The sequence below is a fragment of the Staphylococcus durrellii genome, assembly GCF_015594545.1.
Classification (GTDB): Bacteria; Bacillota; Bacilli; order Staphylococcales; family Staphylococcaceae; genus Staphylococcus; species Staphylococcus durrellii.
In genome coordinates, this window is record NZ_JADIIO010000001.1 from 1,491,186 (window position 1) to 1,509,389 (window position 18,204).

The window sequence follows — 18,204 nt, forward strand, 5'->3', positions numbered from 1 at the left end:
ATTTTGCCCCCTACATTATTCGTTTAAAAAGTCGCTCTAATTCATAATTACTAAAGTTAATAATAATTGGTCTGCCATGAGGACAAGTGAAGGGATCTTCAGTTTCTCTTAATTGATTTACTAAATCAGCCATTTCATTATTTTTTAAATAATGATTAGCCTTAATTGATTTTTTGCAACTCATCATAATAGCGGCTTCTTCACGAATCTTGCTAATATTAACTTTTTTATGTTCTAACACATATTCAATCATATCTTTTATGATTTCTTCCGCTTCTGCCTTCGGAAACCAGACAGGATAACTATCTACAATATAATCATGGCCGCCAAATGGTTCTAATTTAACGCCTACTTTGGCCAATTCATCTTTATATTGTTCTATTATTATTAATTCATCTTTAGAAAAATGAAATGTAAGTGGAATTAATAAGTTTTGTACCTCATTAGATACTTCGCCTATCTTATCTCTAAAGTGTTCGTATTTAATACGTTCTTGGGCAGCATGTTGGTCTATCATAAACATACCATTTTCATTTTGAGCTATAATATAAGTACCATGTACTTGGCCAACCACTTCCATATAAGGTACTCGTCTTGATGGGTTATTAGAAACTTTGTCCTTAACGACATCATTGTAGTCAACCTTTAAATCTAATTCTTCACTAGATTCAAGCTCTGTTAAAGCTTGTCTTTGTTGTGCCTGATAACTATCATTATCTTCTTTAATATAGTCTTGCGATTGACTCTTTTCTGTATAATCTTCCTGCTGTATTGAAGTATCTTCTATAGCTTCATTCTGTTGTTCTTCTTGTCGTTCTTGTTCTTTCTGAAGTCTATCTTTCGCTCTTTGATCAAATTGAATTTTTTGTTGTTCAAATTGTTCTAGAACCTTATTCTTTTTATTGATTTTATCAATATCATTATGCGGTATCAAAATTTTATCTTTAAATGCATCTTGGATTTTTTCAACAATTAGTTTATACAGTTGTTCTTCTTTAGATAAACGTACTTCTAACTTAGTTGGGTGTACATTCACATCTACTAAAATAGGATCCATCGTAATATTTATATAGCAAATAGGGTAACGTCCTATCGTTAATAATGTATGGTATCCTTCCAAAATAGCCTTATTCAACACAAAGTTTTTAATATAACGGCCGTTAATAAAAATCGACATATAATGCTTATTACTACGTGAATGTTCTGGTTTAGCGACAAATCCTTCTAAGTGATAATCACTTGTATCTCCGGAGATATGCACTAAGTCTTTAGCAACCTTCATACCGTATATTTCTGCCATTACTTCATTTGTTTTGCCCGAACCATTAGTATGAATAATCGTCTTTCCATCAGCCACTAATGAAATACGTATATCAGGATGGCTCATTGCCATACGATTTATAATATCGCTAATTTTACCTAATTCGGTATATAAACTTTTAATATATTTTAGTCTTGCTGGCGTATTATAAAATAATGATTCAACTCTGATGTCTGTGCCTCTTTTAGCTTTTGCTGGTTTTTTATTTATAATAGCACCATTCTCAGCATAAATTTCATGACCTTCAGCATTATCGGTGCAAGTTTTTAACGTGACCTTAGCAACTGAAGAAATACTTGCTAAAGCTTCCCCACGAAACCCTAATGTTCTTATATGAAATAAATCATCATCATTGTCTAATTTACTCGTTGCATGACGATGAAAAACTAAATCTAAATCATCTTCGCTTATGCCTGTACCATTATCTACTACTCTAATAGATGATACGCCTGATTCTTCAACTTCTATATTAATTTCGGTTGCTTTAGCATCTATAGCATTCTCTAACAATTCTTTCACTACTGATCCGGGTCTTTCTACAACTTCACCCGCTGCGATTTTGTTAGCCAGCGAAGTTTGTAATTCTTTAATTTTGCCCAATAAAGCTCACCTCTATTTCAATTGATTTTGTAGTTCATTTAATTTAACCAATGCTTCAATAGGTGTCATATTCGATAAATTCATACTTTTTATAGCTAATTCTATTTCGCTCTCTGCTGGCTGTTGTGCAAACAAGTCAAATGATGTTTGCTCATACTGTTTGCTATTATTTGCCACTTCATTTTCGACATTATATTGTTCTACAGTGTCGTTATGCAGGGATTGCTTGTTCGCTAATTGATAAGTATTATATTGCTCAAATTGCTCTAAAATAATTTGCGCTCGGTCGATTACTGCTTCAGGTAAATGTGCTAATTTCGCGACTTGAATACCATAGCTATCATCTACAGCACCGTCTTTTACCTTGTGTAAAAATATAAGTTCTCCATTATATTCATTAGCTGCTACATGGACATTTTTCAAACTAGGTAAGGATTGATCTAACGTAGTTAATTCATGATAATGCGTAGAGAACAGCGTTTTGGCGTTTGATGTATTTGCTACATACTCAATCATGGACTGCGCTAATGCTAAACCATCATAAGTAGAAGTCCCTCGCCCGATTTCATCAAAAATAATTAAACTATTTTCTGTAGCATTAGCTAAAGCTTTTTGCGCTTCCAGCATTTCCACCATAAACGTACTTTTGCCTGATACTAAATCATCGGCTGCTCCGATACGCGTGAAAATTTGGTCAAATAACGGAACAATGGCCGAACTACAAGGAACATAAGCGCCCATTTGAGCCATTATACTTATGATCGCCACTTGACGCATATAAGTTGATTTACCAGACATATTAGGACCAGTGATAAGATAAATAAAAGTTTCTTGATCTAACTTACAGCTATTTGGAACATAATCATTATGGTCCATCACACGTTCTACGACTGGATGTCGCGAATCTTCTAATTGTAATGTCTTATCATTACTAAATGATGGTCGTACATAATTATACTTTTGAGCAATTTCAGCAAAACTTTGTAAACAATCTAGTTCCGAAATAATTTTAGCTTGTTGCTGTAGCCTCTCTGTATAAGTTTTAATATGTTCACGCAACTCACTAAATAATTGATATTCTAGTTCGATTGCTTTATCTTCAGCACCTAAAATAATATCTTCTTTTTCTTTCAGTTCATCGGTTATAAATCTTTCGGCATTAGATAAAGTTTGTTTGCGACTATAACCAAAAGCGTTGGGGTCAAATCCTTGCAAATTAGCTCTCGTAATTTCAATAAAATAACCAAACACTTTGTTAAAACTAATTTTTAATGATTTTATTCCTGTACGCTTACGCTCCTTACTTTGGAGTTCAGCAAGCCAAGACTTTCCATTTTGAGAAGCTTCTAAATATTCATCGAGTTGTTTGTTAAATCCTTTTTTGAATAAACCTCCGTCTTTAACAGAAATTGGTGGCTCTTCAACTATACTATTCTCAAGCACTGCTAATAAATCATCTAATGGTTCTAAAGCTTCAAAATGTGCAGGCATCTTTTCATTAAAATCATTTAGTAATGCTTTAATATTTGGAATTTCCATTATGGAGTATTTTAACTGAATTAAATCACGTGCATTAACGTTTCCATAGCTAACTCGACCTACTAAACGTTCAATATCATATACTTGGTTTAAATAACTACGTAACGTATCTCGTTCAATAAAATGCGTAATAAATTGTTCTACAGTATCCAAACGCGCTTCTATTTGTTGTCGATGAATTAATGGGCGATCTATCCATTGTTTTAATCTTCTAGCACCCATAGGCGTTTTTGTTTCATCCATTAACCACAATAGAGTGCCTTTTTTAGATTTTAACCTTATACTTTCTGTTAGCTCTAAATTGCGCTTAGCGTAAAAATCCATCTTCATAAAGTCTACCGCTTCATAAGTAACTACGGCTTCAATATGTGATAAGTCTCTTTTTTGTGTATGATGGATATAATCTAACAACAATTGGGTAGCTGTGTACATTGCTTGATCTTCTAAATTATTAACACCATATTTCATATCCGAAATTGTTTCAGAAACAGTAATTGTTTCAGTCGTCAAACTGATTTGTCTTTGTAATTGTGCTTCTACCGGCTCATGGACAACTATTTCATTGGGATTGATTGTTGTAATTTCATTAATTAAAGTGGCCTGGTCATCAAAATGTGTAACTTTTAGTTCTCCAGTTGACACATCACAGTAGCTTAAAGCATATTGGTTACCATGATTAATAAAACTTAAAATATAATTGTTTTGAGTATCTTCTACTCCACCGTGTTCCATTACAGTTCCCGGAGTTACAACTCTCACTACTTCTCTTTTAACCATACTCTTTGTCAGTTTGGCGTCTTCCATTTGTTCACATATAGCAACTTTATATCCATTATTAATCAGCGTTTCAATATAGCTATCTGCTGAATGATACGGTACACCACACATAGGTATTGGATTTTCTTTTTTGGCATCTCTTTTGGTTAAAGTAATTTCTAACACTCTAGAAGCTTCTTGAGCATCTTCAAAAAACATTTCATAAAAGTCACCTAGTCTAAAAAATAATAGGCAGTCTTGATATTGAGCTTTGATTTTTAAATATTGTTGCATCATAGGAGTTTCATTAGCCATCTTTATAGTTCACAATCCTTTTTTTCTATATGTAATAGAATAATATTGATACAGTTATGTATACACGACAATTTTAATTATTCTCTATATATTTAACTCTTAAATTTTAACATATATATTTCTTGAAACCTATTTATGTTAATTTAATACGCATCATTTTATACGTATAAAACACGAGACTTTAAATTAACTTATGGGTTAACCTTTACAATACTAGGAACCTCATAATTAAATGATAAAATCTCGTGTCTTGTTTAATTTATGATAAGAATTTTGTTAATAATCCTTTACGTTTTAAAATCATTAAAATGATATAACTTATTACGGAACCGATAACACTAGAAACGATGAATGCTAGCATTAATGGCTTAACTACAAAATTATCTAAACCAATTATCCAAGCTACAGGTATACACATTAAACTGCCAATAATACCAGTACCAATAACTTCACCTACCGCAGCCATAAAGACGTGTTTACGGTAATAATAAAAGCCACTAGCAAGTAATACACCGATTACACTTCCAGGAAAGGCAAAAGCACTACCCGTACCAAAAATTAATCGTAACACTGATGATATAACAGCTTGTGCCAGTCCGAACCAAGGCCCAACAAAAACGGCACATAATACATTGATTAAATGCTGAACTGGAGCAGCTTTAATTGGTCCTAACGGAATAACTACAATACTACTTAACACAACGTTTATGGCTATAAACATAGCGGTTAACGTTAATTTTTTTGTGTTCAACTTAAGCTTCACCCTTCCTTAATGTCTTTAGCAACTAATTAGTTTTTTTCATTATCATGTAATCGATTCAATTGATTAGCCATCGTACTAATCATCATTTGTAATAAATCATTTGCTTCATATTGTAAAGTTCTGAATTCTTCAACGATAGGAACAGCATTAATGTCTTGCTCAATGCCACTTATTTTACCTTCAGATTGCTTTAATGCTTCTGTTTTACCATAATTTTGCAAATTGACAGATTGCTTTTGGTTTTGTTTTAACTCTTTCATTCGTGCTTCGATACTGACATTGTTATGAATTTGTTGTTCAACATCATGATAATCACGAACAGTATCTAGCGATTGAATTTTAGAGACAATTTCGTCGGCTTCAGCCAAAATATCTTCTTTACTATACATTAATGGGTCACCACAGCTTTATTAGTTTCTTCAATAAAAGTACCATTTAATGAATATTGTTTCGCTTCATCTATTTTCACTTTTACAATTTTACCAATCATAGATTTAGGAGCTCTAAAGTTTACAAGTTTATTTTTCTCTGTATATCCAGATAATACTGTTTCGTCTTTTTTACTTGTACCCTCACATAATACGTTAACTGTAACACCTTCATATTGGCTCATTGCTTTTTCAGAGTAATAGCCAACTTTTTGGTTTAAAGTTTGTAAACGCGCTTTCTTCACATCTTGAGGCACATTATCTTTCATTTTAGCAGCTGGGGTACCGTCACGCTGTGAATAAATATAAGTATAAGCATGTTCAAATTCGACTTCATCGTATAACGTTAGCGTTTCTTCAAATTGTTCTGCTGTTTCATTAGGATAACCAACAATAATGTCAGTCGTTAAAGCGACGTTTGGAATAGCTTCTTTTATACTATTAACCAACTCTAAATAACTTTCTCTCGTATATTTACGTCCCATAATTTTAAGCACCTGATTATTACCAGATTGTACTGGTAAATGAATATGCGGAACTATATTACCTCCATTGGCAATCACTTCTATCATTCTATCTGTGAAGTCCCATGGATGACTCGTTGTAAACCTTACACGAGGGATATCGATTTTTGAAATATCTTCTAGTAAATCACCTAAACCATACTCAAGACCATCTATATCTTTCCCATATGAATTTACGTTTTGACCAAGTAGCGTAATTTCTTGATACCCTTGACGAGCTAAATCTCTCACTTCATCAATAATATCTTCCGGTCGTCTACTTCGTTCTTTACCTCTTGTAAATGGCACGATACAATACGTACAAAATTTGTCACAGCCATACATAATGTTTACCCACGCTTTAATATTGCCAGCTCTAACTTTAGGTAAGTTTTCAATGACGTCACCCTCTTTAGACCACACTTCGACAACCATTGCTTTAGCTAAATAGGCTTCTTCTAAAATTTGAGGCAAACGATGAATGTTATGTGTACCAAAAATCATATCGACATTTTGATATGATTTTAAAATTTTATTAACGACAGACTCTTCTTGTGACATACAGCCACAAACACCAATTAAAGTTTCGGGACGTTCTTTCTTAAGGTGTTTTAAATTACCTATTTCACTGAACACTTTATTTTCAGCATTTTCTCTGATTGCGCAAGTATTTATCAATATAACGTCGGCCGTGTTAATATCATCTGTAGCTTCAAAACCTAATGCAGATAATATGCCACCCATTACTTCTGTATCGTGAGCGTTCATTTGACAACCATATGTTTTTATAAGAAAAGTTTTGCCTTTTCCCATACTTCTATATTTTTCGTCTATTTGGAAGTCATCATTATATTTAATCGTTTCTTTGCCACGTTTTTTTGCTTCTTTTAAACTTGGTGGTTGATAAACGTGTTCAAAATATTTACTGTAATCCTTGGTTTCTTTCTTAGCAGCTTTTTTGTCACGTTCATCTAATATGTTAATTGAAGTATGCTTTCTTTGCTCTTCATTCACTTTACAAAACCCTTTCTATGTCAAAGCACATACACAATTTCAATCATAGCAATAGCTATATGAAATCCTAGTATAATTGTGCTAGTTATATGCCGTAAATCATTATTATATTATATTAAATTTGGTATCAAAGTGCAAAATGAATATAAATTGAAGTGTAGTTATAATCAAAATGTTAAAGTGGAAGCATCTATTAAATGACCTTATATTTAAAAATTTAAGTTGCGAGATAATGCAATTAAATTATATTTCGTCATATTTACTAGTTAGTGTCTCGATCGTAATGCCTTCTGGCACATGGTAAAATTTTATTTGACTAATCGTACTCGGTACTTCTAATTCAGCCATACGATCATTAAGTTTTTGAATTAAAATCAAGCACTCATTCATATCCCCTTGGACAGTGGTTTCTAATGGCCCCACTCTATACTGCAAACCCGAATCATCTATAATTTTTATTGCTTCATCCACGTATGGTATTACATCCTCGTTATTAGGCGTTTTAGGAATAATTTGTACGCTCATTAAAGTATCATCCATGAAGTTCGCCTCCTCGACTTTTAATTTAAGTTTAACAAATAAAGCGCTTTAGAGATAGTTATAATCATGCATTATTAATTTAAATTAAACATTGCGTAATTCTTACCTTTAAAGTATCGCTTATCTTTCCTCTTGGTCAAGCACTTCTACACATGCCTGTGCAATTTCATGCATGCGTGTAGACCAATTATCTTCATTTTCTCTATCATATAAGTTGAATTTATGATTGATAAATAATTTTTTACGCAATGCGATTGTTATTTCTAATTGGACGCCCTGTAATGTTGTACCTTGATTAACAAAATTATCTTTATGTATACCTGACATATAGCTAGGTGCTGGTGCTGTATCAATACCTATATTATTAAATGCTTGTGCCAATCTAGCTTTGGTATCATTATCACGTCCACCAATATAAATAATTTCTCTAGTTCCATTACAACCGTGAATTGATAACACTCTTTTTTTTCGTGCTACTAATTGTTGCAACTGCGGTTCATCGAAATTCCTAGACGTTACATGTAATTCATTATTGTTATTTTTTTTGATACCCTTAAAAGTATAAAATGAAAAATTGCCTTTACGTGACGTAAGTTGGGCTAATTCAGAAGTACCTCGTTCTATAGCTCCACCGTGTATAGCCGTAATGACAATTGGACTTGCATTATCGTTTATTTCTATATCCCATTCTTCATTTTCTTTATTATGACGAAGAAGTTCGGTCATCGAATTATACTTATCTACCATAACTAATCATCCTTATATTTTATTCCACATAGTAAAACCTAGAACCGTTTTAGTAACAAACTTGTTCTAGGCTTACTAGCTTACCTAATTTATACAAATTGACCAATTAATTCATTAAATTGGTTTTCATTAATTTTGATGTCTTTTTTAGCTAAAGGCGTGTTATCTAATTCTGCAATTTGAGACTCATATGAAGGTGTTTTGGTATCTTGATAAACAATACCTTTTAATAAGGACTCATATTCTAATACGTTTTGCATTGCTTTTTGTTTATCAGTAGCATCATAATTTTCAATGTCATCAATGCTTGTTAAGTTCTCTTTGAACCAGTCATAAGTGTTAACTTTATTATAAGTAACGCATGGTGAAAATACATTAACGAAGGAGAACCCATCATGATTAATCGCGTCTTCAATCATTTTTGTTAATCCTTTTATATCACTAGAAAAGCCTTGGGCTACAAAAGTTGCGCCGGAAGATATCGCTATCTCTAATGGGGCAACATTTTGTTCGATATTACCTTTTGGCGTTGACTTTGTAATGAAGCCTGGCGCAGATGAAGGCGATGTTTGACCTTTTGTTAAACCATATATTTGATTATCCATAACGATGTAAGTCATATTCATATTTCTACGAAGCGCATGAATCGTATGTCCCATACCTATAGCATAACCATCACCGTCACCACCAGAAGCAATAACAGTCAAATCTTTGTTAGCCATCTTCACGCCTTGTGCTAAAGGTAATGAACGACCGTGAATACCGTGCACGCCATATGCGTTAATATAACCTGACAAACGGCCAGAACAACCAATACCTGTTATTATCGCAACTTCTTCTGGTTCCAGTCCTACATTGGCTGCAGCTTTTTGGATTGCGGCTTGTACTGAAAAGTCACCACAACCTGGACACCAGTTGGGCTTCACATTATTTCTAAAATCTTTGAACGTTGCCACTTATACCAGCTCCTTAATTTCTTTAGCAATTTCAATTCCTTTTTCTTCTATCTCATATGGCAAGAAAGGTGTACCATCATATTTAGTTTGATTAACTAATTTATCTCCTAAATTAACGTTCATTTTTATAATATTGGCAAGTTGACCTTGATAATTATGTTCTACGATTACTACTCTTGAAGCTTTATCAACTGCCTCTTGAACGATTTTGTTTGGGAAGGGATGTAGTTGTCTAATTTGTAAATGATTAACCGTAATACCTTTATCTTCTAACCGTAATTTTCCCTCTTGTATCGCACCTTTAGTAGAAATAAAACCAATATATAAAATGTCTGCTTCCGTATGTTGTTCATCCAACTCAACAGGTTTGTTAATTAATAAATGCTGTGTTTTACGCATACGTTTTTCCATTTGCTGTTGGCGATTGTCAGCAGCTTCACTCGTTTTACCTTCTTCGTTATGTTCAACTCCTGTAACGTGATGAATACCGCCTTTTAGTCCTGGAATAGGTCTAGGAGATACGCCACTTTCAGTTAAGGCATAACGTTTAAAGTACGCTTTATCATCTTCGTCACGTTCAATATCACTTTGTAGTAATGCTCCACGATTAATTTCGATTTTATTGTAATCTAATTGTTCAACTGTTTGTTTGCCTAGTGAAAGTTGTAAATCACTAAGCACAATTACAGGACATTGATATTCTTCGGCTAAGTTAAATGCTTCCATCGTTAGGTAAAATGCGTCTTCAGCATCTGTAGGTGCTACTACAATTTTAGGAATATCACCATGTGTGCCATAAATCATTTGCATTAAATCCGATTGCTCTTGTTTCGTCGGTAATCCTGTAGAAGGCCCACCACGTTGTGTGTTAATAACTACAAATGGCGTTTCAGTCATACCAGATAAGCCTATGGCCTCCATCATTAATGAAAGGCCTGGCCCAGCACTAGCTGTAAAAGAACGCACGCCTGCATAATTAGAGCCAATGGACATGTTTGCTGCTGCAATTTCGTCTTCAGTTTGTACGACCGTGCCACCAACTTTAGGCAAGTTTTCTATCATATATTCCATAATCTCTGACGCTGGCGTAATAGGATACGCTGCCATAAATCTTGAACCTGCTGATAGAGCACCTAAACCAATAGCGTCGTTTCCAATCATATACAGATGAGGCTTTTCGTGAGTATTTTCTAATTCAAAGTCGGCACTTACTGTTTGTAATTGTTCTTGCATTAAACGATATCCCTCATTTAATGCTTGTATATTCATTTCTACAACTTTCTCGCCTTTCTTTTGAAACATGTTGACAATTAGTGTTTCAAAAGTTGCAGTATCTAAATTCATAAGTGAACATGTGGCGCCAACTGCCACCATATTTTTCATTAAAGCAGTGCCTAACTCTTTTGCAGTAGCAGTAAAAGGTAAGTCAACTAATTGAGCTTTACAATTTTCAGGTTTTTCAGGTTTAGCTTTACTATCTGCAAGAATAACACTATCTTCTCTCATTTCATGATGATTAACTTCAATCGTTTCTTGGTCAAAAGCTACCAATATATCTAAATCATCGCTAATCGCATGGACTGGCTTTGTTGATACTCTAATTTTATTATTTGTATGGCCACCTTTAATACGACTAGAAAAATGTCTATATCCATATAAATAATAGCCTTTTCGGTTCATCGCCGTAGCAAAGATCTCTCCCGTTGACTCAATGCCTTCACCTTGTTGGCCGCCCACTTTCCATGATACTTGTGATTTCATATCAACTTGCCTCCTAGTGGTAAAATAGTTCACCTTTAATAATACCAAATAAAACCACCCTATTACTATGTATAGCGTGGTTAAAATTTATTTTCATACTAATGGACGATACTAATTAAACGGATGATCGTCATTAATTAACACACGTTCAATATGTTTTGTCTGTCCATTTTTATCTAAATCAATTATGACACCAGACAATACACTTCTACCTTCTTCCGGTAATACATGTCTTTGCGGTAGACTCGTAATAAACCTATTAATAACTTCGTCTCTGTTGATGCCTAATATGCCATCATAATAACCGGTCATACCTACGTCTGTAATGTATCCTGTCCCTTGAGGTAATATTCTTTCATCCGCAGTTTGAATATGCGTATGTGTCCCTACCATAGCACTCACGCGGCCATCTAAATACCACCCCATTGCATTTTTTTCTGACGTCGTTTCGGCATGAAAGTCTACAAAAATGTAATCAGTCTCTTTTCTTGCTTCTTCAATTAAAGCATCAGCTTTTTTAAATGGATCGTCGATATCTTGCATAAAAGCACGTCCTTGCAAGTTAATCACTGCTAATTTTATGTCATTAATTCGTATAAAGCGCATGCCTATACCAGGCGCTTCATCTGGAAAATTAGCAGGTCGTACCATCCTTTTAGCATCGTCTATAAAATCGTATATTTGGCGTTGACCATAAGTATGATTCCCCATAGTCATAAAATCGACGCCTTCTCTTAATAATTGTTTATAAATTTTTTCAGTTAAGCCTTTACCGTGAGCGGCGTTTTCGGCGTTAACAATTGTGACAGTTGGACGGTAATGTTGTTTTAACTTAGTTATATAAGTACTTATAGCATCTCTACCTATCTTGCCAACCAAGTCACCTATAAATAATATTCTCACTGCGAGTCATCCTTTCTCAGTGCTAGTTTAATCCATATTAGTAATTATGGAAAGTATTAATATAAAAATTTGTGTCTTTAATATTGTTTTAACTTATGTTCACGTGGTAATTGAAATAACGTAAGGTTAAAATAATTAATTAGGAGATGTAAATAATTCATGTCAATTAATATTGATCCCGAAAATTTTGCGAATTTAGTAGTTTCAGCTAATCCGTCAAAAAGCAAAGATGCTGAAGAAGTAGCTAAAGACAGTTTAGAACTTTATATCAATGCTTATCGTTTAGCGGAACGTTACTCTAACATTTCTACAAGCTGTTATGATACTGCCGAAATTATTAAAGAAGTAAAGAATACTGATTTAGAACTCACTTAATCTTGATTTAATATTAAGCATTTACTTAAATAAGATATAAAAAAGGTTGCCTTAATGGCAACCTTTTTATTTTGCATATTCAACTGCCCTAGTCTCACGGACAACGGTCACTTTGATATGGCCAGGGTATTGAAGTTCATCTTCAATTTGACTTTTTATGTCTCTTGCTAAGCGATGTGATTTTAAGTCGTCTATAGCATCTGGTGATACGATTACTCGAATTTCTCTACCAGCTTGTATTGCAAATGCTTTATCTACACCTTCGTAACTTTCTGATAAAGTTTCTAAGCGCTCTAATCTTCTAATATAATTCTCTAACGTTTCTTTACGAGCGCCAGGTCGTGCAGCGGATAATGCATCTGCAGCTGCTACTAAAATAGATATAATAGATGTAGGTTCTACATCACCGTGGTGTGAATGAATCGCGTTTATAACTGTGTCGTTTTCATTATATTTTTTCGCTAATTCTACACCGATTTCAACATGGCTACCTTCAACTTCATGGTCAATTGCTTTACCAACATCGTGAAGTAGTCCAGCACGTTTAGCTAATGAAACATCTTCTCCTAATTCAGCAGCAAGCATGCCACTTAAATATGCTACTTCAATTGAGTGTTTTAGCACATTTTGGCCGTAGCTTGTACGATATTGTAAACGACCTAATATTTTTACTAAATCAGGATGCATATTGTGCACATTAATTTCAAATGTTGCTTGTTCCCCTGCATCTCTTATAATATCGTCTACTTCTTTTCGAGCTTTATCTACCATGTCTTCAATTCGTCCTGGATGTATTCTACCATCAGAAACAAGATTGACTAATGCTGTTCTAGCAATTTCACGTCTGATTGGGTCAAATCCTGATAGAATAACCGCTTCAGGCGTATCGTCTATAATTAAGTCGATACCAGTAAGCGTTTCGAGGGTTCTAATATTTCTACCCTCTCTACCAATAATACGACCCTTCATTTCATCGTTAGGTAAATTAACAACTGATACTGTTGACTCTGACGTATGTTCAGCTGCCAATCTTTGTACAGTCGTTGCTAATAACTCTTTTGCATTTTTATCGACTTTTTCTTTTGCTTCTTTCTCTTTTTCCTTAACAAGTATTGCAATATCTTGTGACAGTTCTTCCTCAACTCTTTGAAGTTGCTCATTAGCTGCTTCTTCTTGACTGAGACCAGAGATGCGTTCTAATTCTTGTTCATGTTTATTTATTAATGATTGAACACTACTCTCTTTTGCATCTACTTGTTGTTGTCTTTCTTCAAGTTTAGATTCTTTTTGCTCTAAAATTTCATCTTTTTTATCAAGCAAATCAGATTTACGTTCCAAATTTTCTTCTTTTTGAAGTAGGCGAGATTCTTGCCTTTGAAGTTCTCCTCGTCTCTCACGAAGTTCATTTTCAACTTGCTCTTTTAAGATTTGGTTTTCTTCTTTCGCTTCAAGTAGCTTTTCTTTTTTTACATTATCTGCTTCTTTATTCGCCTGATCGATGATATCTTCAGCAGTTTGTCTTGCTTGGATTTGTTTTTGTTGCAACAAATTACGGGCAATAAAATACCCTACAACAACGCCCAGAATAATTCCTAGCAAAATGAGTAGGAGGCCTAATAAATTCACATAAACACCCCCCTTTTTTCTAGGATTTGCGCTTTATATAAAAATAAATATGATTTTATTGAACTATATAATAATCATACAATGTAATTGTACGTTTAAAAACTAAGAAGTGTCAAGGTATCAACCTATAATTATATAATTTCATTTTAAATAGTGTTTTAATAGTAATTAAAAATATCTAATTTACTTTTTATTATAACTAATAAATGAATCATTTAAGGTGCTAATTATTGTCTTTATTAGGCTAAAATGACTTTCATAACAGTCTATAACTTTGTTTAAATGTTATTAAGGCTTTTAACAATTCGGCAAAAAATATTGTAAATAACTCTAAAAATACTTTCAACGTATGATGATATATGATGGATATAAATAACTAAAAAAAGAGAAGTTTTATCGCTAAACGATAAAACTTCTCCTTACATTAATAAGCCATATTTTATTTATTCTTCTTCAAATAGTGTTTTTGGATCATTGTCGTCATTCTCTGATTCTTCAACGTCACCATCAAATATGCCTAATTTTTCACGTAATTTATGATTAATATCCTTTTGGATTTCCGGATTTTCTTTCAGGAACATCTTAACATTTTCCTTACCTTGACCCATACGTTCTCCATTATAGGAATACCAAGCACCTGATTTGTCTACAATTTCATGTTCGACACCCAAATCGATTAATTCGCCCTCTTTAGATATACCTTTACCATACATGACATCTACTTCAGCAACTCTGAATGGAGGTGCGACTTTGTTTTTAACTACTTTAATTTTTGTTCTATTACCAACAATATCTTGACCTTGTTTTAATTGTTCTGCACGACGTACTTCTAATCTCACTGAGCTATAGAATTTAAGTGCACGTCCACCCGGAGTTGTTTCTGGATTTCCGAACATAACGCCGACTTTTTCTCTAATTTGGTTAATAAATACAGCTGTCGTATTTGATTTAGAGATAGCGCCTGATAATTTACGTAACGCTTGAGACATTAAACGAGCTTGTAAACCTACGTGAGTATCTCCCATTTCACCTTCAATTTCAGCTTTTGGTGTTAAGGCTGCAACTGAGTCGATAACAACGATATCTACTGCCCCACTTCTAACGAAAGCTTCTGCAATTTCAAGACCTTGTTCACCATGGTCCGGTTGAGATAAATATAAATTATCGATATCTACGCCTAAAGCTTCTGCATATTCTGGATCAAGTGCATGTTCAGCATCAATGAATGCTGCAATGCCACCTTGTCTTTGCACTTCAGCAATGGCATGTAATGCCACAGTAGTTTTACCAGAACTTTCTGGCCCATAAATTTCAACTATTCTTCCTTTTGGATAGCCACCTACACCTAATGCATTATCTAGTGTAACAGAGCCACTTGAAACACTTGAAACTCTGCGTCCTTTATTATCGCCCAGTTTCATGACTGAACCTTTACCGAATGATTTTTCCATATTTTTTATTACTGTATCTAAAGCTTTTTGACGATCATTATCCAATGATGAACCTCCTAAATTAGTTTAATCTCTATTTATTATCTTAACCACATCATACATGGATTAATAAAATTTATCAAGCATTTTGCGAATATTTGTTCGCTATTAAAATAGTTTAAATTGCATATAATCGAACATGCGTACTCTATAATTGCAATTTTGAGCTACTTTTTAATGATTAACAAAATTTAATAATCTTATGAGTGCATAATTTGGTGTTCTATTTTTAATTAAATTTCTTGTTTGTGAAATATTAAATGACTGTATGTTTAATTCGCCGTCTGACAATATGCCCAAATAAACTTTATTGTCATTGTACAATAACGCTATACCTATATCTACTTCATATAAATTTTTCACTATAGTTGCTCCTAATGATAACTGATCCTGAATTGTTTTACTTTCCGCTATAAATTTGGAGGAATGCGGTAACATACCTTTCAGCATTTCAGCATCATTATAATCTTGAAGTCTACTATACAACTTTCCATCCGTTACGCCATCATATAACGCAAAAGATTTGGTTACCTTGTTCATTACGGCTTGTTCTAGCTTTATATCATCAGAACCATAATAATAACTACCAATTCTCGCTAATATTTCTTGTTTTATAGGCGCTATTAACTTGTGACATTCACTTGTTGTTTTCCCATTTGCAGTTAAGCGAATATTCACTTCATGTGTACCAGCAAGAGGCGCAATTGTTGGATTGGATTGATTATCAATTAAATCTATAAGTTCTGTTTCTACACGAGATTCACCAATCCCAGCAAATCTTAATAATTCTGAGAAAATAACCTGTTCCCCTTCTAATAAATAAGGTAATAATTCATTTTTAGCCATTGGTTGCATTTCCTTAGGAGGTCCAGGAAGTAAAGCTATACGTTTACCTTCCACTTCAACAAGCATACCTGGTGCCATACCAACTTTGTTCTCTAATACGTGTGATCCTTCTATGACTAATGCTTGTTGTTTATTATTGGGCGTCATTTTTTGATCTTGTTGTTTAAAGTAATCTTCTATATATGTTAAAGCTTGTTGATCAGTAACTAATGATCTTCCAAGAACGTTTGCCACTGTGTGCTTAGTCAAATCATCTTTAGTCGGCCCTAAACCACCGGTTAAAATTACTGTATCATTATTATTTAGTGCATTAGCCACCACACGTTCTAACCGTTCTGGATTGTCTCCGACTACGACATGTTCCAGCACACTGTGACCAATACCGTTCAGTATTTTTGATAAATATTGTCCATTTGTATTGGCAATTTGGCCTAATAATAACTCTGAACCCACTGCAATAATTGAAATTTTCACAATATTTGACCTCCTTTAATATGTATATAATTCCAGTATTGATTATACCACTCATTATAAAACGAAATTTCCTTAAAAATCTAAGAATAAAATTGAAATAGCCAAGTATACTATTTCTAAACTACACGACTTTATTATATCTTAACCTTACTTACTCAATTCAAAAGTTAAGATGACAGAAACCATTATAATTTCTGCCATCTCTCTTCTAAATATATAATTATTTTGCTTTAAATACGTCTCTACCTTTATAAAAATATTCAATACCAGATAGGATAGTAAAGAATACCCCTATGTACAATAATACTTGACCAATTGGGAAACCAATCCACGTTGCTAGAGGATCACCTAGTAATATCCAAATTAAAGCAATCATAGTTACGGCCGTTTTAATTTTCCCAAGTTGCCCTGCAGCACTTACAAAACCTTGTTCAATTTGTAATAGGCGTAAACCCGTAACTGCAAATTCTCTAGCTATAATAATGATTGCAACAACAGAATTGGTTAAATCTATTTGTACCAAGGCAATAAGGGCAGCAGATACTAATAATTTATCAGCTAATGGATCTAAAAATTTGCCCATGTTAGTGACTAATTGCCATTTCCTTGCTAAGTACCCGTCTGCGAAATCACTTAATGATGCTACTATAAAAATGACACCACTAATAAGTAATTCAATTCTTACATTGTAACCGCCTATAAATGAAACTGTTCCAAATCCAAAATTTACCAAAGCAAAAATTAAAAATACTGGAATTAGTATAACCCTAAAAACCGTTATCCAATTCGGTATATTCATATAAAATCCTCTTTTCTATTTATATCTTATATCAGTAACTTTTTATAATATGATTACCGCTAAAATCCATAATACTATCGTAATAAGAATAACGGCACTAATGACTACTGCTAATTGAAGTGGTTCTTTGTCTGCTCTTCTATAAGATGGTGCTTCACCACTTGAAAAAGCGTGAATTGCCTCATTGATGTCACTGTCTCTTCGATTAGGTATTTCCTCTCTATGTGACTCAATCAATTGCTCTGGGTCTATATTAACTGCTTTGGCATATTTAATTATAAATCCTTCAGCGTAATCAACTTTTTTCAAACCATTAAAATCATTATTTTCGATTAACTTTAAAGTCTCACGTTTAATATGTGTTTTGCCTTCTAATTCGTTTAGCGTCATGCCTAGACGTTCACGACGTCCCTTCAATGTTTGACCAATAGTATTCACGGCAAGATTT

The 18,204-nt window shown here is 33.5% G+C and carries 16 protein-coding genes; 1 reads left to right on the forward strand and 15 read right to left on the reverse strand.

Features of this window, described 5'->3' with window-relative positions; genetic code table 11:
* Positions 1-10: 10 nt before the first annotated feature.
* The 10 genes from mutL to ISP02_RS07290 form a co-directional block, all read right to left on the reverse strand.
* Positions 11-1,921: a DNA mismatch repair endonuclease MutL gene (gene mutL, locus ISP02_RS07245; RefSeq protein ID WP_195720912.1), complete on the reverse strand. Its 1,911-nt coding sequence runs from the start codon at positions 1,919-1,921 to the stop codon at positions 11-13.
* A gap of 12 nt (positions 1,922-1,933) precedes the next feature.
* Positions 1,934-4,531 carry a DNA mismatch repair protein MutS gene (gene mutS / locus ISP02_RS07250; RefSeq protein ID WP_195720913.1) on the reverse strand — a complete coding sequence of 866 codons (2,598 nt, stop codon included), beginning with the start codon at positions 4,529-4,531 and terminating at the stop codon, positions 1,934-1,936.
* A 259-nt stretch (positions 4,532-4,790) separates the two neighbouring features.
* Complete coding sequence (thiW, locus tag ISP02_RS07255; protein WP_195720914.1) at positions 4,791-5,282, reverse strand: energy coupling factor transporter S component ThiW; 492 nt, start codon at positions 5,280-5,282, stop codon at positions 4,791-4,793.
* Positions 5,283-5,320: 38 nt separating this feature from the next.
* Complete coding sequence (locus ISP02_RS07260; protein ID WP_195720915.1) at positions 5,321-5,683, reverse strand: RicAFT regulatory complex protein RicA family protein; 363 nt, start codon at positions 5,681-5,683, stop codon at positions 5,321-5,323.
* On the reverse strand, positions 5,683-7,239 hold the full coding sequence (gene miaB, locus ISP02_RS07265) for a tRNA (N6-isopentenyl adenosine(37)-C2)-methylthiotransferase MiaB (protein ID WP_195720916.1): 1,557 nt from the start codon (positions 7,237-7,239) through the stop codon (positions 5,683-5,685). Before miaB ends, ISP02_RS07260 begins: the two co-directional genes overlap by 1 nt.
* 243 nt (positions 7,240-7,482) lie before the next feature.
* Positions 7,483-7,779, reverse strand: a complete 297-nt coding sequence (locus ISP02_RS07270) for a thiamine-binding protein (protein ID WP_195720917.1) — start codon at positions 7,777-7,779, stop codon at positions 7,483-7,485.
* 120 nt (positions 7,780-7,899) lie between these two features.
* Positions 7,900-8,526: a poly-gamma-glutamate hydrolase family protein gene (locus ISP02_RS07275; RefSeq protein WP_195720918.1), complete on the reverse strand. Its 627-nt coding sequence runs from the start codon at positions 8,524-8,526 to the stop codon at positions 7,900-7,902.
* Positions 8,527-8,615: 89 nt separating this feature from the next.
* Positions 8,616-9,482 carry a 2-oxoacid:ferredoxin oxidoreductase subunit beta gene (locus ISP02_RS07280; RefSeq protein WP_195720919.1) on the reverse strand — a complete coding sequence of 289 codons (867 nt, stop codon included), beginning with the start codon at positions 9,480-9,482 and terminating at the stop codon, positions 8,616-8,618.
* Complete coding sequence (locus ISP02_RS07285) at positions 9,483-11,243, reverse strand: 2-oxoacid:acceptor oxidoreductase subunit alpha (RefSeq protein ID WP_195720920.1); 1,761 nt, start codon at positions 11,241-11,243, stop codon at positions 9,483-9,485. It abuts the gene before it with no gap.
* 111 nt (positions 11,244-11,354) lie between these two features.
* Positions 11,355-12,146, reverse strand: coding sequence for a TIGR00282 family metallophosphoesterase (locus ISP02_RS07290; RefSeq protein WP_195720921.1), 792 nt, complete (start codon positions 12,144-12,146; stop codon positions 11,355-11,357).
* Positions 12,147-12,305: 159 nt separating this feature from the next.
* Here ISP02_RS07290 and ISP02_RS07295 point away from each other — a divergent pair, with 159 nt between their 5' ends.
* Positions 12,306-12,521 (forward strand): hypothetical protein, encoded by a 216-nt coding sequence (locus ISP02_RS07295; RefSeq protein WP_195720922.1) that lies wholly within the window; start codon positions 12,306-12,308, stop codon positions 12,519-12,521.
* Between the two features lie 66 nt (positions 12,522-12,587).
* On the opposite strand, the gene rny is transcribed toward ISP02_RS07295, so the two are convergent.
* From rny to ISP02_RS07320, 5 genes are all read right to left on the reverse strand, one after another.
* On the reverse strand, positions 12,588-14,147 hold the full coding sequence (gene rny / locus ISP02_RS07300; RefSeq protein ID WP_195720923.1) for a ribonuclease Y: 1,560 nt from the start codon (positions 14,145-14,147) through the stop codon (positions 12,588-12,590).
* A gap of 443 nt (positions 14,148-14,590) precedes the next feature.
* A complete protein-coding gene (gene recA / locus ISP02_RS07305; RefSeq protein WP_195720924.1) occupies positions 14,591-15,643 on the reverse strand; it encodes a recombinase RecA in 1,053 nt (350 codons plus the stop codon).
* Positions 15,644-15,811: 168 nt separating this feature from the next.
* Positions 15,812-16,957 (reverse strand): CinA family nicotinamide mononucleotide deamidase-related protein, encoded by a 1,146-nt coding sequence (locus ISP02_RS07310; protein WP_195720925.1) that lies wholly within the window; start codon positions 16,955-16,957, stop codon positions 15,812-15,814.
* A 220-nt stretch (positions 16,958-17,177) separates the two neighbouring features.
* Entirely contained in the window at positions 17,178-17,756 is a 579-nt protein-coding gene (pgsA, locus tag ISP02_RS07315) for a CDP-diacylglycerol--glycerol-3-phosphate 3-phosphatidyltransferase (RefSeq protein WP_195720926.1), read from the reverse strand.
* Between the two features lie 42 nt (positions 17,757-17,798).
* Positions 17,799-18,194, reverse strand: a complete 396-nt coding sequence (locus ISP02_RS07320; protein WP_195720927.1) for a helix-turn-helix domain-containing protein — start codon at positions 18,192-18,194, stop codon at positions 17,799-17,801.
* Positions 18,195-18,204: the final 10 nt, after the last annotated feature.

What these genes read in the sequence shown, in the direction of transcription:
- mutS (WP_195720913.1), bottom strand. Translation starts at nt 4,531, where the DNA reads ATGGCTAATGAAACTCCTATGATGCAACAATATTTAAAAATCAAAGCT.
- ISP02_RS07260 (WP_195720915.1), bottom strand. Translation starts at nt 5,683, where the DNA reads ATGTATAGTAAAGAAGATATTTTGGCTGAAGCCGACGAAATTGTCTCT.
- ISP02_RS07270 (WP_195720917.1), bottom strand. Translation starts at nt 7,779, where the DNA reads ATGGATGATACTTTAATGAGCGTACAAATTATTCCTAAAACGCCTAAT.
- ISP02_RS07275 (WP_195720918.1), bottom strand. Translation starts at nt 8,526, where the DNA reads ATGGTAGATAAGTATAATTCGATGACCGAACTTCTTCGTCATAATAAA.
- ISP02_RS07285 (WP_195720920.1), bottom strand. Translation starts at nt 11,243, where the DNA reads ATGAAATCACAAGTATCATGGAAAGTGGGCGGCCAACAAGGTGAAGGC.
- ISP02_RS07295 (WP_195720922.1), top strand. Translation starts at nt 12,306, where the DNA reads ATGTCAATTAATATTGATCCCGAAAATTTTGCGAATTTAGTAGTTTCA.
- pgsA (WP_195720926.1), bottom strand. Translation starts at nt 17,756, where the DNA reads ATGAATATACCGAATTGGATAACGGTTTTTAGGGTTATACTAATTCCA.